The sequence below is a fragment of the Avibacterium sp. 21-599 genome (assembly GCF_026226765.1).
Classification (GTDB): Bacteria; Pseudomonadota; Gammaproteobacteria; order Enterobacterales; family Pasteurellaceae; genus Avibacterium.
Genome location: NZ_JAKKOB010000002.1, coordinates 263,263 through 280,024 on the forward strand (window position 1 = coordinate 263,263; position 16,762 = coordinate 280,024).

Here is a 16,762-nt window from a genome sequence, read left to right on the forward strand (position 1 = left end):
CAGCAGTATAAACTGCTTAAGTTATAGTGAAGGTCTGCAAAAGGTTACACTATATGTTAATAAATAGATTTAAAAAGAATACGATGAATCTTCTCCTCGGGGATAAATTAATCGGTGAAATGACACAAATTGAAAAAGGAAATAAGCTTGATTTTGAAACCTCTAAACCTGATGGACTACAAGGCTATATTTTACAACTAACGACCTTTGGTGAAGGGCTAGTTTTTGATGGTAAACAGTCTTTTTCTATTTCTAGAGGGGAATTACTCTTATTTTCTCCCCATTCCTATTATAAATATGCACGTCATCCTGATAGTCAATACTGGCATTATAAATGGGTGTATTTTTTACCAAATCCACAATGGGAACAATGGATTGTTTGGCCTAATACTAAAAGAGGGATTGGCAGAATCAAGATTAATAATGAATTATTATTTCAAGAAATCAGTCAGATTTTTACCAAAATAGAAATTGAATACAAATCAAATAATAATTTTAATAAAGAAATTAGCTATAGTTTATTAAATCATTTATTAATTAAATGTTTTGCATTGGAAGATATTCAACACTTACCGATTATTGATGATAGGGTTATGGCTATATGCCAGATTATAAAAAATGATTTATCTCTCAATATGAGTATTGAGTACTTAGCAAAACAGGTTTTTTTATCACCATCAAGAATATCGAGATTATTCAGACAGTCTTTGGGTATGAGTATTATCCAATGGCGGGATCAGCAAAGAATGGTTGAAGCGAAAAAACTTCTCTATTTTTCTGATATAAGCATCAGTATGCTAGCCAAGACACTAGGCTACGATGATCCATTATATTTCTCAAAAGTTTTCAAAAAACATACCGCACTTTCTCCTTCGCAATATAGAGAAATTGAGCGAAATAAGAAATATGTGATATAGATCCCACTTTTCTTTTAGGTGCAGAATATTCCATATAAAAGCCTAAAAATTACATATTCCTTTCATAAGTTCTTTCATATGATTTTGATACTTTGATAAGACGTATTTTATCAAAAGTAGCACGTAACGAAACATAACGAGGGATTTATTATGAAAAATCAAACAGTTAGGAAATTACTTCTATCAAGCCTTTTTGTCTTAAGTAGTGCTAATCTTGCTTTGGCTGGTGATATTGTCAATATTTCTAAAATTGATGGAATGCCTTGGTTTAACCGTATGGCAGAAGGGGTTGTTCAAGCCGGTAAAGATAATAATGTTAATGCCTATCAAGTAGGTCCATCCAATACTGATGCGCCTCAACAAGTTAAATTAATTGAAGACTTAGTTGCCAAGAAAGTCAGTGCAATTTCCATTGTACCTAATGATTCTAATGCATTAGAACCTATTCTAAAAAAAGCAAAACAAAATGGTATTGTTGTACTCACGCACGAGTCCGTTGGACAACCTAGCGCTGATTGGGATATTGAAATCATTGATAATGCACAGTTTGCAGCGGATTATGTTGAAGAAGTAGCAAAGGCGATCAATGGTCAAGGAGGATATGTGATTTATGTGGGTGGATTAACTGTACCACAACATAATCTTTGGGCAGATTTATTTATAAAGTATCAGAAAGTCCATTATCCTGATATGTTTGAGGTGACAAGCCGTATGCCTGTTGCAGAAAATATTGACGATGCTCGTAGGACAACAATTGATCTAGTGAAAGCACATCCTGATCTAAAAGCAGTGATTTCATTTGGTTCTCAGGGACCGATAGGTGCAGGATTGGCAGTGAAGGAAAAACGATTAAAAAATAAATTAAGTGTATTTGGTATGATGATTCCATCCCAAGCAGCATCCTTAATAAAAACAGGAAATATTACGATGGGAATAACATATGACCCTGCAACATCAGGTTATGCCTTAGGAACTATCGCCGCAAAGGTGGTAAAAGGGGAACCGATTAATGATGGAATCGAAATTAAAGGGCTAGGTAAAGCTAAGGTAAATAAGGAGCAAAAACTGATTCAATTTCATAATGTTCTAAAAGTGACAAAAGACAATATTGATTCTTTATATTAATTATTCATAGCTAAAGGGACTCTTTTTAAAGAGTCCCTAATGAAGGAGGAGTAATATGGCTTTTATTACGATGAACAAGATAAGTAAAACATTTTATGGTGTTAAGGCGCTAAATAATGTTGAATTATCATTAAATTATGGAGAAGCACTTTGCTTAGCCGGTCAGAATGGATGTGGTAAATCTACCCTGATAAAGATTCTATCTGGTGTTTATCAACCTGATGCAGGGGCAGAGATTACAATAGGGGGAAATCATTATTCTAAGCTTACTCCTGAAGAATCAATTGAAAAAGGTATTCAAGTTATTTATCAAGATTTAGCTTTATTTCCTAATCTCACAGTTGCAGAAAATATCACCATTCATCATTGTAAAAATATTGGTTGGGTACATCATAATGCACAAAGAAATATTGCTCAACAAGTCATTAATAATATTAACGCTAAATTAGATCTTGATGCTGTTCTTGATAGCTTGCCTATCGCACAACAACAGTTGGTGGCAATATGCCGAGCGTTAGCACAAAATGCTCGATTACTCATTATGGATGAGCCTACCGCATCTCTCACTGCTAAAGAGGTCAATGACTTATTAGATATTGTCGTAAAATTAAAAAGTAAAGGAATAAGTATTATATTTGTTAGTCATAAACTTGCTGAAGTAATGAAAGTTTCTGATAGTGTTGTTGTCTTAAAAGATGGTGAAATGATCGGAAAATATCCTATTCAAGAGATGACAGAGAAATACTTAAGCTATTTAATGACTGGTCTCGAAATTGATCAAAAAACATTACCCGAATTAGATTTTAATCAAAAGAAACCTATCTTAGAAGTTAGAAATTTAACATTATCACCGCAATACGAAAATATTAGTTTTTCCTTGAAAGAAGGTGAAATCCTTTCTATAACAGGATTATTAGGTTCAGGAAGAACAGAACTATGCTTAAGTTTATTTGGAATTACACAGCCAACAAGTGGACAGATATTTTTAGATGGTCAAGAGATCAATTTAAAAACAAATAGGGATGCAATCAGGCAAGGCATTGCTTATGTTTCAGAAGATAGGTTGAATACAGGGTTGATTATGTCTGAAAGTATTCACAATAATATTATCTCTAGTGTTTTTGAGCAGGTTACAAATAAATTAGGGATTATAAATAATATATTAGCATATAATCTGAGCAATGAGTTAATTACTTCATTAAACATTAAGGTGGCTAATTCTAATGACTTAGTAAATACTTTATCTGGAGGAAATGCACAACGAGTATCTATTGCTAAATGGTTAGCGATAAAACCTAAAATAATGATTCTTGACTCACCAACCATTGGTGTTGATGTGGCTAATAAAGAAGCAATCTTTAAAATTATAAATGCAATAGCAAAACAAGGTGCATCCGTTATTTTTATTACCGATGAAATTGAAGAGGCTTATTATAATAGTCATCGTGTTTTAATTATGAAAAAAGGAAAAATTACAAATGAAATAATACCATCTCAGAGTAGTGAAAAAGAAATTTCGGAGATCGTCTATGAAAGCGTTAAATAATAAATTATTATTTTGTACTATTGTGATATTAATTATGATATTAACATTTTCGACAAATGACTTTGCAACAATAGAAAATATTTACGATATTGTTAATAATTATTCAATGTTAATGATTTTATCTTGTGGTTTGTTTGTTGTATTACTTTCAGGAGGAATTGACATTTCTTTTCCAGCAATAACAATAATTTCTCAGTATGTAATGATCTCTTTTATATCAAAATATCCTTATCTAGGATTTTATGGGGTGTTTGTTATTGCATTAGTTGTAGGGATATTATTAGGTTCTATTAATGCAATAATAGTTAATAAATTAGATGTGCCATCTATTATTATCACAATATCTACACTAAATATTTTTTATGGCTCCTTGCTTTATATTACAAGGGGAGTGTGGTTATATGATTATCCCTCTTGGTTTCAAGAGGAAATTATATTATTTAAAACAGTTAATTCAGATGGTTTTATCTATGGTTTATCTTTTCAGTCTATCTTGGCAATAGCGGCAGTAATATTAACGTGGCTCATTATAAATAAATCGACTATTGGGAGACAAATATACGCATTAGGAGGAAATAAAGATGCGGCATCAAGAATAGGATTTAATATTTTAAAATTACATATTTTTGCTTATGGGTATATGGGATTTATGTCTGGGCTAGCGGGTATTGTTCAGTCATATACGGTTCAATCAGTTGCCCCAGATTCCCTGCTTGGGTATGAATTAACCGTTCTTGCGGCGGTTGTATTAGGTGGGAGTAGTTTATCGGGTGGCCGAGGAACGTTATTCGGTACGATTATGGGAGTCGCATTATTAGCAATTATTCAAAATGGATTGAATCTTTTGAATATATCTTCTTATTGGCAAACCGTTGTCACTGGAATGATTATTCTTTTGAGTATCAGCATAACATCTTTAGCTCAACGTAAAGGAGTGTAAAATGAAAGATAGATTAGATCACTCAATTAAATATTTACTCATTTTATTTTTTGTTGCAATTATAATATTTAGCGTTGTTATCCCTGATACTTTTTGGTCTATATCAAGCTTTCAATCTATGGCATCACAGATTCCTATATTAGGTATCTTAACTTTAGCTATGGCAATCCCGATGTTATCAGGGGGAATTAATTTATCAATTATTGCCAGTATGAATGCTTGCGCACTGATTATTGCTTATTATACAACCAAGCAAGATAACTTATTATTAGGGATGGTGATAAGTTTTCTTATATCAATCATAATCGGTCTCGTTAATGGAATGTTGATTTCTACCATAAGAGTTTCACCAATTTTAGCAACCTTAGGTACGATGACTTTGATTAATGGATTGAATATCCTCTTTACTAATGGAACAACACTTTCTAACTTTTCACCGTCTATTCTCTTGATTGATTCAACAACGATAGTATTTATTCCCTTACCTATTATTATATTTATCTTTTTGTCAATTATTGTTTGGGGGATTTTAGAGAAAACAAAATTAGGTAAATCGATTTATTTTATTGGGAATAATGAAAAAGCCACATTTTTCTCTGGTATCAATACAAAACGAGTGATTAACCTTATTTATATTATATCTTCAGTATTATGTGTCTTTGCTGCAATATTAATGATGTCCAAATTGAATTCAGCTAAAGCTTCCTATGGCGATTCATATTTACTTATCTCGATTCTTGCAGCTGTGTTAGGTGGGGTTAATCCTGATGGAGGAAAAGGGAAATTAATTGGGATTATGATTGCACTTATTCTTTTACAAATTATAGAAAGTGGGTTAAATATGCTAAGTGTTAGCAGCTATGTTACCAAGATATTATGGGGAGGATTACTCATATTCTTTATATATTTGCAAAAAAATAATCTTTTTGGTCGTCGTGATGGATGAGGTGATTATGCTAAGTGAGAAAAATATTATTGAAAATGGTGAAGCTATTTTAGGTATTGAATTTGGTTCAACTAGAATAAAAGCAGTTTTAATTAATAGCACTGGAAAAATATTAGCTACAGGGATATTTGATTGGGAAAATCATTTAGATAAAGGAATATGGACATATTATGATAATGAGATTTTAAAAGGTTTACAAACCGCATATTTGAATTTAAGTGAAAATGTGAGAGAAAAATATCAAGTTAATATTAAAAAATTATCCGCTATTGGTATTAGCGCAATGATGCACGGCTATTTACCCTTTGATAGAAAAGACAAACAATTAACAGAGTTTAGGACTTGGCGAAATAATATTACTCAACAAGCATCAAAAGAATTAACCACGCTTTTTCAATATAATATACCTCAACGGTGGAGTATCGCTCATCTTTATCAGGCAATTTTAAATAATGAGCCTCATCTTAATGAACTAAATCATATCACTACATTATCAGGATATATACATTGGAAATTAACGAATGAAAAAGTATTAGGGATCGGCGATGCTTCAGGGATGTTTCCGATTGATATAAAAACAAAATCATACGATTCAGATATGATTGAGGCATTTAATCAGCTTATCCGTGATAAAAATTATCCTTGGAAATTGGAACAGCTTTTACCCAAAGTATTGGTTGCAGGTGAAATAGCAGGAAAGTTGACGCAAGATGGGGCGAGGTTATTAGATCCTAGTGGTAACTTATGTGCTAATATCCCATTTTGTCCGCCGGAGGGCGATGCTGGAACAGGGATGATTGCGACTAATAGCATAAAAGAAAAAACAGGTAATATTTCTGCCGGTACTTCTGCCTTTGCAATGATTGTTCTAGAACATGAATTATCTAATGTTTATGAAGAATTGGATATGGTAATGACGCCAGCTGGTAAACTCGTTGCTATGGCTCATTCAAATAATTGTACCTCAGATATCAATGCTTGGATTTCTCTGTTTAGCGAATGTTTATATCATTTTGGTGTCAATATTTATTCGGAAGAGTTATATGAGGCGCTATTTTTACTTGCTTTAAAAGGGGAAAGCAATTGTGGAAAATTACTTTCTTATGGCTTTTATTCTGGAGAACATAATATTGGATTGTCAGAAGGATGCCCAATATTTATTCACCCAACAAATGCGAATTTTAATTTAGCAAATTTTATGAGAGCGCATATTTATTCAGCATTTGCGGCAATGAAAATAGGTGTGGATATTTTGCAAAAGAAAGAAAATGTGCATATTGACCAAATATTTGGCCACGGTGGTGTTTTTAAAACAACGGGAGTTGCACAAAAAATTTTAGCCTCTGCGCTCAATACACCAATCGCGACAATGAAAACCGCGGGTGAAGGCGGTGCTTGGGGGATTGCGCTTCTGGCAAACTATATCAATAAATGTAATACTTCTTTAGAAGATTATTTAGACAAAATTTTTGCTTATGCAAATATCTCTGTTACACATCCGGATAAAGAAATAATTCAAGGGTACAATGCTTATATGAAGCAATATCTAAAAAATTTACCGATTGTAAAAAAAGCAATTGAATTAAATCATTTGGGTTATAATTAGCAATAAGATAAGTCCCCAGCATATTTTATTACTGAGAACCAAATAATGAACATCTTAATAATTGGCCCGTCTTGGGTTGGCGATATGATGATGTCGCACAGTTTATATCAATGTTTAAAACAGCAATATGCTCACTGTCAAATTGATGTACTTGCCCCTAATTGGTGTCGCCCTCTGTTAGAAAGAATGCCAGAGGTGCGTCAGGCTCTTCCAATGCCCATTGGACACGGCACTTTTGGCTTGAAAGCACGCTATGAAATTGGAAAAAGTTTAAGAAATCAATATGATATGGCAATTGTGTTGCCAAATTCGCTCAAATCTGCGTTTATTCCAGTGTTTGCTAAAATTGCGTGTCGCCGTGGTTGGAAAGGGGAAAGCCGTTATTTCTTTTTGAATGATTTACGTGTAAATAAAAAAGATTACCCTATGATGGTGCAACGCTATGTGGCATTGGCCTATGAAAAAAATGCTGTGCCAACTGCTTCGCAAATGCGCTTTCCTTATCCTTATTTACAGGTAAGCAGCCAGCAAATTGAGCAAACCAAAGGTCATTTTCACGCGCAACTTGCACAGGCGCAACATCGCCCTGCTATTGGTTTTTGTCCGGGGGCAGAGTTTGGTCCAGCCAAGCGTTGGCCGCATTATCATTATGCCGAGCTTGCACAAATGCTCATTGAAAAAGGTTACAGCATTCGCCTCTTTGGTTCAGCGAAAGATGAGCAAGTGGGGGAGGAAATTCGTACCAGTTTGCCTGAAAATTTACAGCCTTATTGCTTAAATTTGGCAGGGCAAACAAGCCTTAATCAAGCGGTAGATTTGATTGCAGATTGTCAAGGCGTGGTAACCAATGATAGTGGTTTAATGCACGTTGCAGCGGCGGTGCAGCGTCCACTTGTGGCACTTTATGGCCCAACAAGCCCACAATATACGCCACCATTATCTCACCAAGCGGTGATCATTCGTTTACAAAAAGGCGGATTAGAAAAAATTCGTAAAGCTAAAGATAGTGCCGAAGGCTATCACCAAAGCCTTATCGACATTACCCCAGCAATGGTAATGGAGAAATTAAACGAAATTTTACCGCACTTTGAACAGGCATAAATAAGGCATAACAATGCGAATTTGCTTAGTGAAAACCTCCTCAATGGGGGATGTAATCCACACATTGCCCGCATTGACGGATGCACAAAAAGCTTTGCCTAATTTGCAAGTGGATTGGGTGGTGGAAGAAAATTTCGCGGAAATTCCCACTTGGCATTCTGCGGTGAAGCGCGTGATCCCGATAGCGATTCGCCGTTGGCGTAAACAGCTTTTACAACGCAATACGTGGCTAGAATGGCAAGTCTATCGTCAATTACTCCAACAAAATCAATATGATGCAGTGATTGATGCACAAGGTTTAGTAAAAAGTGCGTGGTTTGCTGTGCGCCTAGCGCAAGGGATAAAGCACGGTTACGATAAACAATCCGCACGCGAACCTTTGGCGGCATTGTTTTATGATAAACACTATGCCATTGATTATCAGCAACACGCGGTAGAACGCATTCGTCAGTTATTTGCACAGGTCTTGGGTTATAGGTTGCCGAAACAGCAAGGGGATTATGGCATTGCACAGCATTTTGCCGTGCAACAAAGCGTGCCACCTTATGTGTTGTTGATTCACGCCACCACTCGCGCGGATAAACATTGGTGTAATCAAGAATGGAAAAAATTAGCACAAAATCTCACCGCACTTGGTTTTGCAGTGCATTTGCCTTGGGGCAATGAAAAAGAAAAACACACCGCCGAATGGATCGCACAAGGCATTGAAAATGCCGTTGTTCTGCCTAAAATGTCCCTCACCACACTCGCCCAACAGATTGCCAATGCCAAAGCGGTGGTTTCTGTGGATACGGGATTAGCTCATCTCAGCGCCGCCTTAGATAAACCTAACCTCACCCTTTATTGCGCGACCAATCCAGAGTTAATCGGCACTTATGGTAAAAATCAATATCACTTACAAGCGCCAACAATGGCACAGATTTCTGCTGAAAAGGTAATGGAATACTTACGTCCCGTACTTTAGTGGGATGTTAATGCTGCTTGCAATCGCCCTTGATTTTTGCTTAATAATTGTACCGCAGTGGGATAATCCACATCTGCCAGTAACATCAATATTGCTACTTTGGCGTTATTATGGGCTACGTTGAGGGTTTGCTCGGCCTGTTCAGCTGTGCAATCCGTTGCTTGCATTACGATACGCACAGCTCGCGCCACTAATTTTTGATTGCTCGCTTGCACGTCCACCATTAAATTTTGATAGCATTTCCCCATTAGCACCATACTGGCGGTGGTAAGCATATTCAACACCAATTTTTGTGCTGTGCCAGATTTCAAGCGGCTTGAGCCAGTGAGTACTTCCGCGCCGACGACTGTAATGATGGCAATCTCTGCAATTTGTACCATTGGCGAATTCGCATTGCTGGCAATGGCAACGGTTGTTGCGCCTAAGGCGTTGGCATAATCCAAGCCACCTAGCACATAAGGCGTGCGTCCACTGGCGGCAATCCCGACAAGAATATCCTTTTTGTTAAAATCAATTTCTCGCAAATTTTCCACCGCACTTTGTGGATTATCTTCCGCGCCTTCAATAGGATAGCGTAAAGCCCGTTCGCCCCCAGCAATAATGCCTTTTACCATTTCGTGAGAAACACCAAAGGTAGGTGGACATTCTGAGGCATCAAGCACGCCTAAGCGCCCACTTGTGCCTGCGCCAAGATACACTAACCGCCCCCCTTGCTGAAAGGCTTGCACAATTTTTTCCACTGCTCTAGCAATTTGTGGCAAGCATTTCTCAATAGCCTGTGGCACGTTTTTGTCTTCTGCATTCATTAACTGCACGATTTCTAACGCAGAAAGCTCGTCTAAATTCATTGAATTTGGATTGCGTTGTTCCGTTGTAAGCTGGGAAAGTTGATTGAGTAACCTGTTGTCTTTCATTTTTTTATCTCTTGGGTTTTGGGCGAATATATCGGTTCGTCCCTTGTATATTAATCTTAATATACAAGTAATGAATGTACTCGTGAATTACTTTTTCAATCTGTTCAAACGTCTCAAACCGCTTGCTAAAATAACATTCCGTCTTCAATCGCCCGAAAAAGCTTTCCATCGCCCCATTATCAAGACAATTGCCTTTTCTCGACATACTTTGCTTAATCCCGTGTTTTTTCAATATCTTCCGATAACCCATCATTTGATACTGACATCCTTGGTTGGAATGCAGTATAGTTTAATTCTTAAAAAACCGAAATAATTATTAAAATCCAAAAAAATAAAGCATCAACACAATCAAGCCGCCATTGTTTTCTCAGACGTTTAACCCAAGCCCATGTTTTTTCAATTGGATTTAAGTCAGGGCTATAAGGCGGTAGCCATAAAATCTTATGTTCTGTCTGGTCAATGGCTTCGATAATATCTTGTCGTTTATGGAACGCGGCATTATCCATCACGATAACTGTCGGCTTCTCAAGCTCTGGTAACAATGCTTCGGTCAGCCAAACATAAAAAATATCACTGTCAATCGGACAGTCAAATAATCTGAGTGCAAATAAATTCCCCTCTCGAATAGCGCCGATTGCATTGGTTCGAGATAAACAATGTCATATCCCGCTTCAGAATAAGCTGTCAGCGCTTCTTTAAAGTTCTGTCTTTTCTGTTCGTCGGACTGAGGGTGGTGCAGTGTTTTTTTTACGGCTGATTTTTAAGCGGCGCAACGCTTTGCAGATAGCACTCTGTGTTCCGCCTATACGTGCGGCTCTTTCAGCCTGAGTGGCATCGGGGAAGCGTTTGACATCGTTTAACAATGCTTCGGTATTGATGGTTCTTGGCTTTTTTTGATGTCCCTTTCTCGGCTTGTTCTATGATTTTTTGACGGAAATGTACGGGATAGGTCATATTGTGCTCCATTTTGTTTTTTGGGGAATTTTACTATATTGGTTTTGCCCCATCTAATCGTTTTATCGCCTGTCTCATCATTCTGGTTATCTGCTCAAAACTCGGGCTTCTCGCCACATCGTAAGCGATAATTTCATTATTAAATAAGTCTTTAATCGGCGATAAATAAAGTTTGCCTTCCGCACATTTGAACTCCGTGATATCCGTTACCCACTTCTCATTCGGCGCCTTTGCCGTAAAATCCCGTGGCAACAGATTATCGGCAATGTGTCCCACTTCGCCTTGGTAAGAACGATATTTTTTCCCTTTAGCTTCAAGCGTTGCATTATCGCTTGTACGCTTTTGTTGTTGATAATTAAATATTTTCTTAATTCTAAGGTAATTCGACGATAACTATAATTTCCGTCATTTTTTGCGATAAATCGCCTCTATTTGCTGTGAAATCACTACATTTTTATCAATCTTTGACTTGAGATGATAAAAGAAGGCGCTGCGTGCCAATCCGATTAAGCTGAGTAACAACCCCAACGGAAAACGCGAGCGCAAGGCATTTACGATGACGGCGTTTTCTGCATTTTCTGTTGGTTGAGTTCCTGCCGCTTTTTTAGTATTCTCCGCCTCTCATTCCAAAATTCGGTAACGCAAGCGCTCCTCTTCCGTTTTGAGCTTTGGTAGCATTTTAGGTGATTTTAGTTTCATACTTGAACGATCTTTAGGTTTGGGAAATAACCCCGCTATACCTTGTTTTTCGAAGGTTTGCAACCATTGGTTAATTATCCCGGAATTGAGGATATCAAAGTGAAAGCACGCGGCTTCAGCGTAACATTGCCCTTTGTCCTTTTTTGACTGCTTGAATGACCTTTAATTTAAACTCAGCAGAATAACAGCGTTTTTACCTAACATAGCTAATCCATTGATTCCATTATGATTAAATGTTGCAATCCAGCGCGCTAACGTCCTTTGGGTAAGCTGAAAATAGCGGCGAGTAAGCGAACGATTTTTTCCATTTTGAAGATAAAAGTCGAGCACTTGTTGTTTGAAACTTTGAGTCTATTTCGTCATAAAAAATCTGCACTTTAATCAGTTGGTTGTTTAGTCCAACTTTTGGGGTGCAGATCATTGGTTAGTGCTTTTATATTTGAAATTGCTTTTACTGATTATAAAACATCAACACAATTTAAATCTTGGAAAGATTTTTCTAAACGTTTAGACATTGATTCTTCAGATTTGCGTAACCAAACACGTGGGTCATAGTATTTTTTGTTTGGTGCATCTTCACCTTCTGGGTTACCAAGTTGGCCTTGAAGATATGCTTCGTTCGCTTTGTAGAAGTTTAAGATGCCTTCCCACGCTGCCCATTGGGTATCAGTATCAATGTTCATTTTCACCGCACCATAGCTGATTGCTTCGCGGATTTCTTCGGTTGATGAGCCTGAACCACCGTGGAAAACGAAATCTAATGATTTTGCTGGAAGACCACGTTCTTTAGATACAAACTCTTGTGATGCGCCTAAAATTGATGGTTTTAATTTTACGTTACCCGGTTTGTAAACGCCGTGTACGTTACCAAAGGCTGCTGCAATGGTAAAACGTGGGCTTACAGGATTTAATTGATCGTACACGTAAAGTACATCTTCAGGTTGTGTGTATAAACGTGATTCATCAACATCTGAGTTATCTACACCGTCTTCTTCTCCACCTGTGATACCGATTTCAATTTCAAGGGTCATTCCCATTTTGCTCATACGAGCAAGGTATTCACGGCAGATTGCCATATTTTCTTCCATTGGCTCTTCAGAAAGGTCGATCATATGTGAAGAGAAAAGTGGTTTGCCTGTTTCCGCAAAGTGTTTTTCACCTGCATCTAACAAGCCATCAATCCAAGGAAGTAATTTTTTCGCTGCGTGGTCGGTGTGAAGAATTACAGGTACACCGTATTCAGCGGCTAATTCGTGAACGTGTTTTGCACCAGCTACCGCACCAAGCACATCAGGACGTGCGCCACTTGCAGGTTTAATCCCTTTTCCAGCATAGAATTGCGCGCCACCGTTAGAGAATTGAATAATCACAGGTGCTTTAACACGTGCAGCGGTTTCTAATACCGCATTAACGGAATCCGTACCTACGCAGTTTACCGCAGGTAATGCAAAGTTATGCTCTTTTGCATAATTGAAAACTTTTTGTACGTCATCGCCTGTTAATACACCCGGTTTTACGATGTCTAGTAATTTTGCCATATTAATATTTCCTATATAGTTTTGGGAATGTTTCAAGGGGAAGAACATTCCCCTTTATTTCAATCGAATTAAATTAGTTTTTCGCACGTTTTTCTAAGATTTCAACAGCAGGTAATACTTTGCCTTCTACAAATTCTAAGAATGCACCGCCACCTGTTGAGATGTATGAAATTTTATCTTTAATGCCAAATAAATCAATTGCAGCCAAGGTATCGCCACCGCCTGCAATAGAAAATGCACCATTTTGGGTCGCTTCAACGATAGCATTGGCAACCACTTCAGTTCCTTTACGGAAATTAGGGAATTCAAATACACCTACAGGGCCATTCCACAGAATCGTTTTCGCATTGCGGATAATGTTTGCCAGCTCTTCTGCGCTTTTATCACCAATATCAAAGATAGATTCTTCTGCTTGCACATCATCAACGGATTTTTCGATCGCTGGTGCGTTTTCAGAGAATTCTAAGCCAACACGCACATCGCTTGGAACAGGAATTTGGGTTGCTTTTGCTAAGCGTTGTGCTTCAGGGATTAAATCCGCTTCGTATAAAGATTTACCTACATCTTTGCCTTCTGCGGCAATAAAGGTATTTGCGATCCCACCGCCGACGATAAGTTGATCAGCGACTTTAGCAAGAGAATCTAACACAGTTAATTTGGTTGAGACTTTTGATCCCCCAACAATAGCAAGCATTGGACGTTGTGGCTCTTTTAAGGCTTTGCCTAAGGCATCTAATTCTGCTGCTAATAGTGGGCCTGCACAAGCGATCGGGGCAAATTCTGCTACGCCATAAGTTGAAGCTTGCGCACGGTGTGCGGTACCAAAGGCATCCATTACAAATACATCACAAAGTGCGGCGTATTTTTTACCTAATTCAGGATCATTTTTCTTTTCGCCTTTGTTAATACGGACGTTTTCAAGTACAACGATTTCACCGTCATTCACTTCTACGCCGTCTAAATAATCACGTGCTAAACGGACATTAAAGCCTGCATTTTTTAAGTAATCAACTACAGGTTGGAGGGAATCTTCAGGTTTGAATTCGCCTTCAGTTGGGCGACCTAAATGAGAGGTAACCATCACTTTTGCCCCTTTTTCAAGGGCTAATTTTAAGGTTGGAATGGTTGCTTGAATACGTGCATCAGAGGTTACTTTTCCCTCTTTTACTGGCACATTAAGGTCGGCACGAATAAACACACGTTTACCTGCTAAATCTAGGTCGGTCATTTTAATTACTGACATAATTTACCCTCTTTATTTGTTTAAAAATTAATAGAACTGGGTGGCATTATACCCAGTTATTACTAGATTGTAACTGCTTTAGATCAAATAATCAGGCAGATTTTTTTAATTCTGAGAAATAATAGATCTTTTGTTACTCCAAATAGAGTAAAGCGCGCACTAATGTGGGCAATCTCTCACTTGCCAATTCAGGTCATAACAAATAAATAATTCATTATGGCTTGCTCTCAAATAGGCTCCTTTTAATTGTGGGTTATGTTTTTTCAGCCAAGCAAATAATTCTTTGCGTGGTAAATCACGATCTGGCAAGGTTAAAGTGCGGTATAAATTTTGCTGTTTTTCAAAATATGATTTGGCGTCATTAAACGCACAAGCGCCGTGCTTTTCCCATTCGCCTTGTAATAAATTGGCGCTTGGGCTATCGGCAAGATAAGGCTTAATCAAGCTAGGATCAACCATAGGTAAATCCCCTTGACAAAAACGAGGATGATCACTGACGGAATGAGCATTGCCATTTTGTGGCCATAATCCATGGATCACCCAGCCATACTGCTGCGTGCCACATTGGCTCATCAGCGATTGTGGCAATTTACCGTTATAGCGTTCCTTTTGTGCTTGGCAAAACCCCGGCGACCAAGACAACGCCAGCATATAATAATCCACCGGCGCATTTTTATTTTGCCCAATGGCATCATCGCGCATAATGTAATCATAATTATCGCTAAGCGGTGCGGTTGTATTTGGTTGCGATTGTGGGGCGGGTTGCGGTTTAGGTGTTTTTTCGGAAGGTTGAAAATAATTCCAAATCAATGCAATGCCCGCAATGATTAGGGTACTTAAAAAAGAAAGTCCTTTATTGTTTTTCTTGCTCATCTTGTTTTGCCTATTTAATTTTCCTTGCTGATTCTTTATAATCTCGCCCTTTCAATGATGATATGGGGAAATGATGGCACTTTTAATTACAGAGAAATGCACAAATTGTGATATGTGCTTGCCTGAATGCCCGAATGATGCCATTTCCGTGGGCGAAGATATTTATCTTATCGATCCAAATCTTTGTACCGAATGTGTGGGGCATTATGATACCCCAACCTGTCAAAAAGTTTGCCCAATCAGCAACTGCATTAAGCCTGATCCTAATCATCAAGAAAGCGAAGCCCAGTTATGGGAACGCTTTGTCCTTATTCATCACGCGGATCAATTATAAGGATTTTTCTGCCCATTTTGCCAAGAGAACACCCGCAGCAACAGCAACATTCAAACCTGCGTTAAGTGGGTTAGCAAGGGATAAATTCACGACATCATCGTGATTTTTTGCCAAATTTTCCCCCGCACTTTCGCTTAATACAAAGACCACTTTATCGCTTAATTTCAACTGAGCGAAAGGTTTGGCTTGTTTGTTTTGGCTTAGATATACGATTTGATAGCCTTTTTCACGCAACTCAGTTAAACCCTGCTCTGTGCTGTTGGTCAGTAACGTATGTATGTATTCTGCACCGCCTTCTGCCACACGCATTGCCGCAGCAGAGTTAAGTAAATCGGCTTCACTCAATACTAACCCTTTCACGCCATATACCGCACAAGTTCGCACAATGCCACCGATGTTATGGGCATTATGTACATTATCAAGTAACACTAAGGCATCTCTTTGACGTGGAATGTCTAGATACCCAGTAAGGGTAAAATGACGAGGTTTTTTCACCAACATACAAATGCCGTTATGGTGTTCTGTGCCACTCACTAACGCAAGTTCTTTATTATCTACAACGTGATAGACTTTTTTATTTGCCGCCAAATAGCTGAATAATTCCCCGACACGGTGCGCCATTTCCACGGTAGTCCATACGCGAACAATGCTTTCAGGACGCTGAGCAAAAAGTGCTAAACAGGTGTTTTCACCATAAACTTTAATTTCTTCTGCGCGATTTTTCTTAATTTTTTCTGGCGCGCGTGGGGAAAGAGGGCCTGTTTTTTTCTGTTTTTCTTTTTCCCCAGTTCGTTTAATTACCACTTTGACATTGGCTGTGCCACGTGCATTATCCATCGTTAATTCTGTACGTTGTTGCACTTTTTCGCTTGCTTTGAACGCTGTCTTTTCTCGAGAAAAAGGACGTTTATCTTCCTTTTTTCCACGCGAAAAGTGCGGTGCTTTTTTGTCTTGTTTTTCGCCAGCGTAGCGTTCATTGAAACGTTTTGTGGAATCCGCTTGTTGGAAGGTTGGTTTTTTTGCGTTCATTTTGCGTTACCAAATTGTGATAAAAATAAGAAA

General features: G+C 37.9%; 15 protein-coding genes and 3 pseudogenes. 9 read left to right on the forward strand and 9 right to left on the reverse strand.

The features are described from left to right. Positions 1–53: 53 nt before the first annotated feature. The 8 genes from araC to rfaC all read left to right on the forward strand — a co-directional run bounded on the left by araC (position 54) and on the right by rfaC (position 9,145). Positions 54–917, forward strand: coding sequence for an arabinose operon transcriptional regulator AraC (gene araC, locus L5B83_RS11115; RefSeq protein ID WP_265778569.1), 864 nt, complete (start codon positions 54–56; stop codon positions 915–917). Positions 918–1,067: 150 nt separating this feature from the next. Then, entirely contained in the window at positions 1,068–2,042 is a 975-nt protein-coding gene (locus tag L5B83_RS11120) for a substrate-binding domain-containing protein (RefSeq protein ID WP_265778570.1), read from the forward strand. Positions 2,043–2,097: 55 nt separating this feature from the next. Beyond that, positions 2,098–3,588, forward strand: a complete 1,491-nt coding sequence (locus L5B83_RS11125; protein WP_265778571.1) for a sugar ABC transporter ATP-binding protein — start codon at positions 2,098–2,100, stop codon at positions 3,586–3,588. Further along, positions 3,572–4,528: an ABC transporter permease gene (locus tag L5B83_RS11130; protein ID WP_265778572.1), complete on the forward strand. Its 957-nt coding sequence runs from the start codon at positions 3,572–3,574 to the stop codon at positions 4,526–4,528. The genes L5B83_RS11125 and L5B83_RS11130 overlap by 17 nt, the downstream gene beginning before the upstream one ends. A 1-nt stretch (position 4,529) precedes the next feature. Beyond that, the gene (locus tag L5B83_RS11135; RefSeq protein WP_265778573.1) at positions 4,530–5,474 is read left to right on the forward strand and encodes an ABC transporter permease; all 945 of its coding nucleotides are present in this window, start codon (positions 4,530–4,532) and stop codon (positions 5,472–5,474) included. Between the two features lie 7 nt (positions 5,475–5,481). Next, positions 5,482–7,080 (forward strand): xylulokinase, encoded by a 1,599-nt coding sequence (locus L5B83_RS11140; RefSeq protein WP_265778575.1) that lies wholly within the window; start codon positions 5,482–5,484, stop codon positions 7,078–7,080. Positions 7,081–7,125: 45 nt separating this feature from the next. Beyond that, on the forward strand, positions 7,126–8,181 hold the full coding sequence (gene waaF, locus L5B83_RS11145; RefSeq protein WP_265778576.1) for a lipopolysaccharide heptosyltransferase II: 1,056 nt from the start codon (positions 7,126–7,128) through the stop codon (positions 8,179–8,181). Positions 8,182–8,194: 13 nt separating this feature from the next. Then, positions 8,195–9,145, forward strand: coding sequence for a lipopolysaccharide heptosyltransferase RfaC (rfaC, locus tag L5B83_RS11150; protein WP_265778577.1), 951 nt, complete (start codon positions 8,195–8,197; stop codon positions 9,143–9,145). Here the strand turns inward: rfaC and murQ are convergent. From murQ to L5B83_RS11185, 8 genes and pseudogenes are all read right to left on the reverse strand, one after another. Further along, positions 9,142–10,059 (reverse strand): N-acetylmuramic acid 6-phosphate etherase, encoded by a 918-nt coding sequence (murQ, locus tag L5B83_RS11155; protein WP_265778578.1) that lies wholly within the window; start codon positions 10,057–10,059, stop codon positions 9,142–9,144. The two genes, rfaC and murQ, sit on opposite strands and share 4 nt — an antisense overlap. A gap of 4 nt (positions 10,060–10,063) precedes the next feature. Continuing rightward, a pseudogene (locus L5B83_RS11160) lies at positions 10,064–10,345 on the reverse strand (IS3 family transposase); the annotation flags it as partial. Between the two features lie 10 nt (positions 10,346–10,355). Beyond that, positions 10,356–10,694 (reverse strand): transposase, encoded by a 339-nt coding sequence (locus L5B83_RS11165; RefSeq protein ID WP_265778701.1) that lies wholly within the window; start codon positions 10,692–10,694, stop codon positions 10,356–10,358. A gap of 60 nt (positions 10,695–10,754) precedes the next feature. Next, positions 10,755–10,943 (reverse strand): annotated as a pseudogene (locus L5B83_RS12370) (IS630 transposase-related protein); the annotation flags it as partial. Between the two features lie 106 nt (positions 10,944–11,049). After that, a pseudogene (locus tag L5B83_RS11170) lies at positions 11,050–12,042 on the reverse strand (IS3 family transposase); the annotation flags it as partial. A gap of 128 nt (positions 12,043–12,170) precedes the next feature. Continuing rightward, entirely contained in the window at positions 12,171–13,250 is a 1,080-nt protein-coding gene (gene fbaA / locus L5B83_RS11175) for a class II fructose-bisphosphate aldolase (RefSeq protein WP_250351429.1), read from the reverse strand. A 73-nt stretch (positions 13,251–13,323) separates the two neighbouring features. Then, the gene (locus tag L5B83_RS11180; RefSeq protein ID WP_250363715.1) at positions 13,324–14,493 is read right to left on the reverse strand and encodes a phosphoglycerate kinase; all 1,170 of its coding nucleotides are present in this window, start codon (positions 14,491–14,493) and stop codon (positions 13,324–13,326) included. A 159-nt stretch (positions 14,494–14,652) separates the two neighbouring features. Further along, complete coding sequence (locus L5B83_RS11185; protein WP_250351431.1) at positions 14,653–15,366, reverse strand: ribonuclease T2 family protein; 714 nt, start codon at positions 15,364–15,366, stop codon at positions 14,653–14,655. A gap of 73 nt (positions 15,367–15,439) precedes the next feature. Here L5B83_RS11185 and L5B83_RS11190 point away from each other — a divergent pair, with 73 nt between their 5' ends. Continuing rightward, on the forward strand, positions 15,440–15,700 hold the full coding sequence (locus L5B83_RS11190) for a YfhL family 4Fe-4S dicluster ferredoxin (protein WP_250351636.1): 261 nt from the start codon (positions 15,440–15,442) through the stop codon (positions 15,698–15,700). On the opposite strand, the gene L5B83_RS11195 is transcribed toward L5B83_RS11190, so the two are convergent. After that, positions 15,695–16,729 (reverse strand): TrmH family RNA methyltransferase, encoded by a 1,035-nt coding sequence (locus L5B83_RS11195; protein WP_265778579.1) that lies wholly within the window; start codon positions 16,727–16,729, stop codon positions 15,695–15,697. The two genes, L5B83_RS11190 and L5B83_RS11195, sit on opposite strands and share 6 nt — an antisense overlap. Positions 16,730–16,762 lie beyond the last annotated feature (33 nt).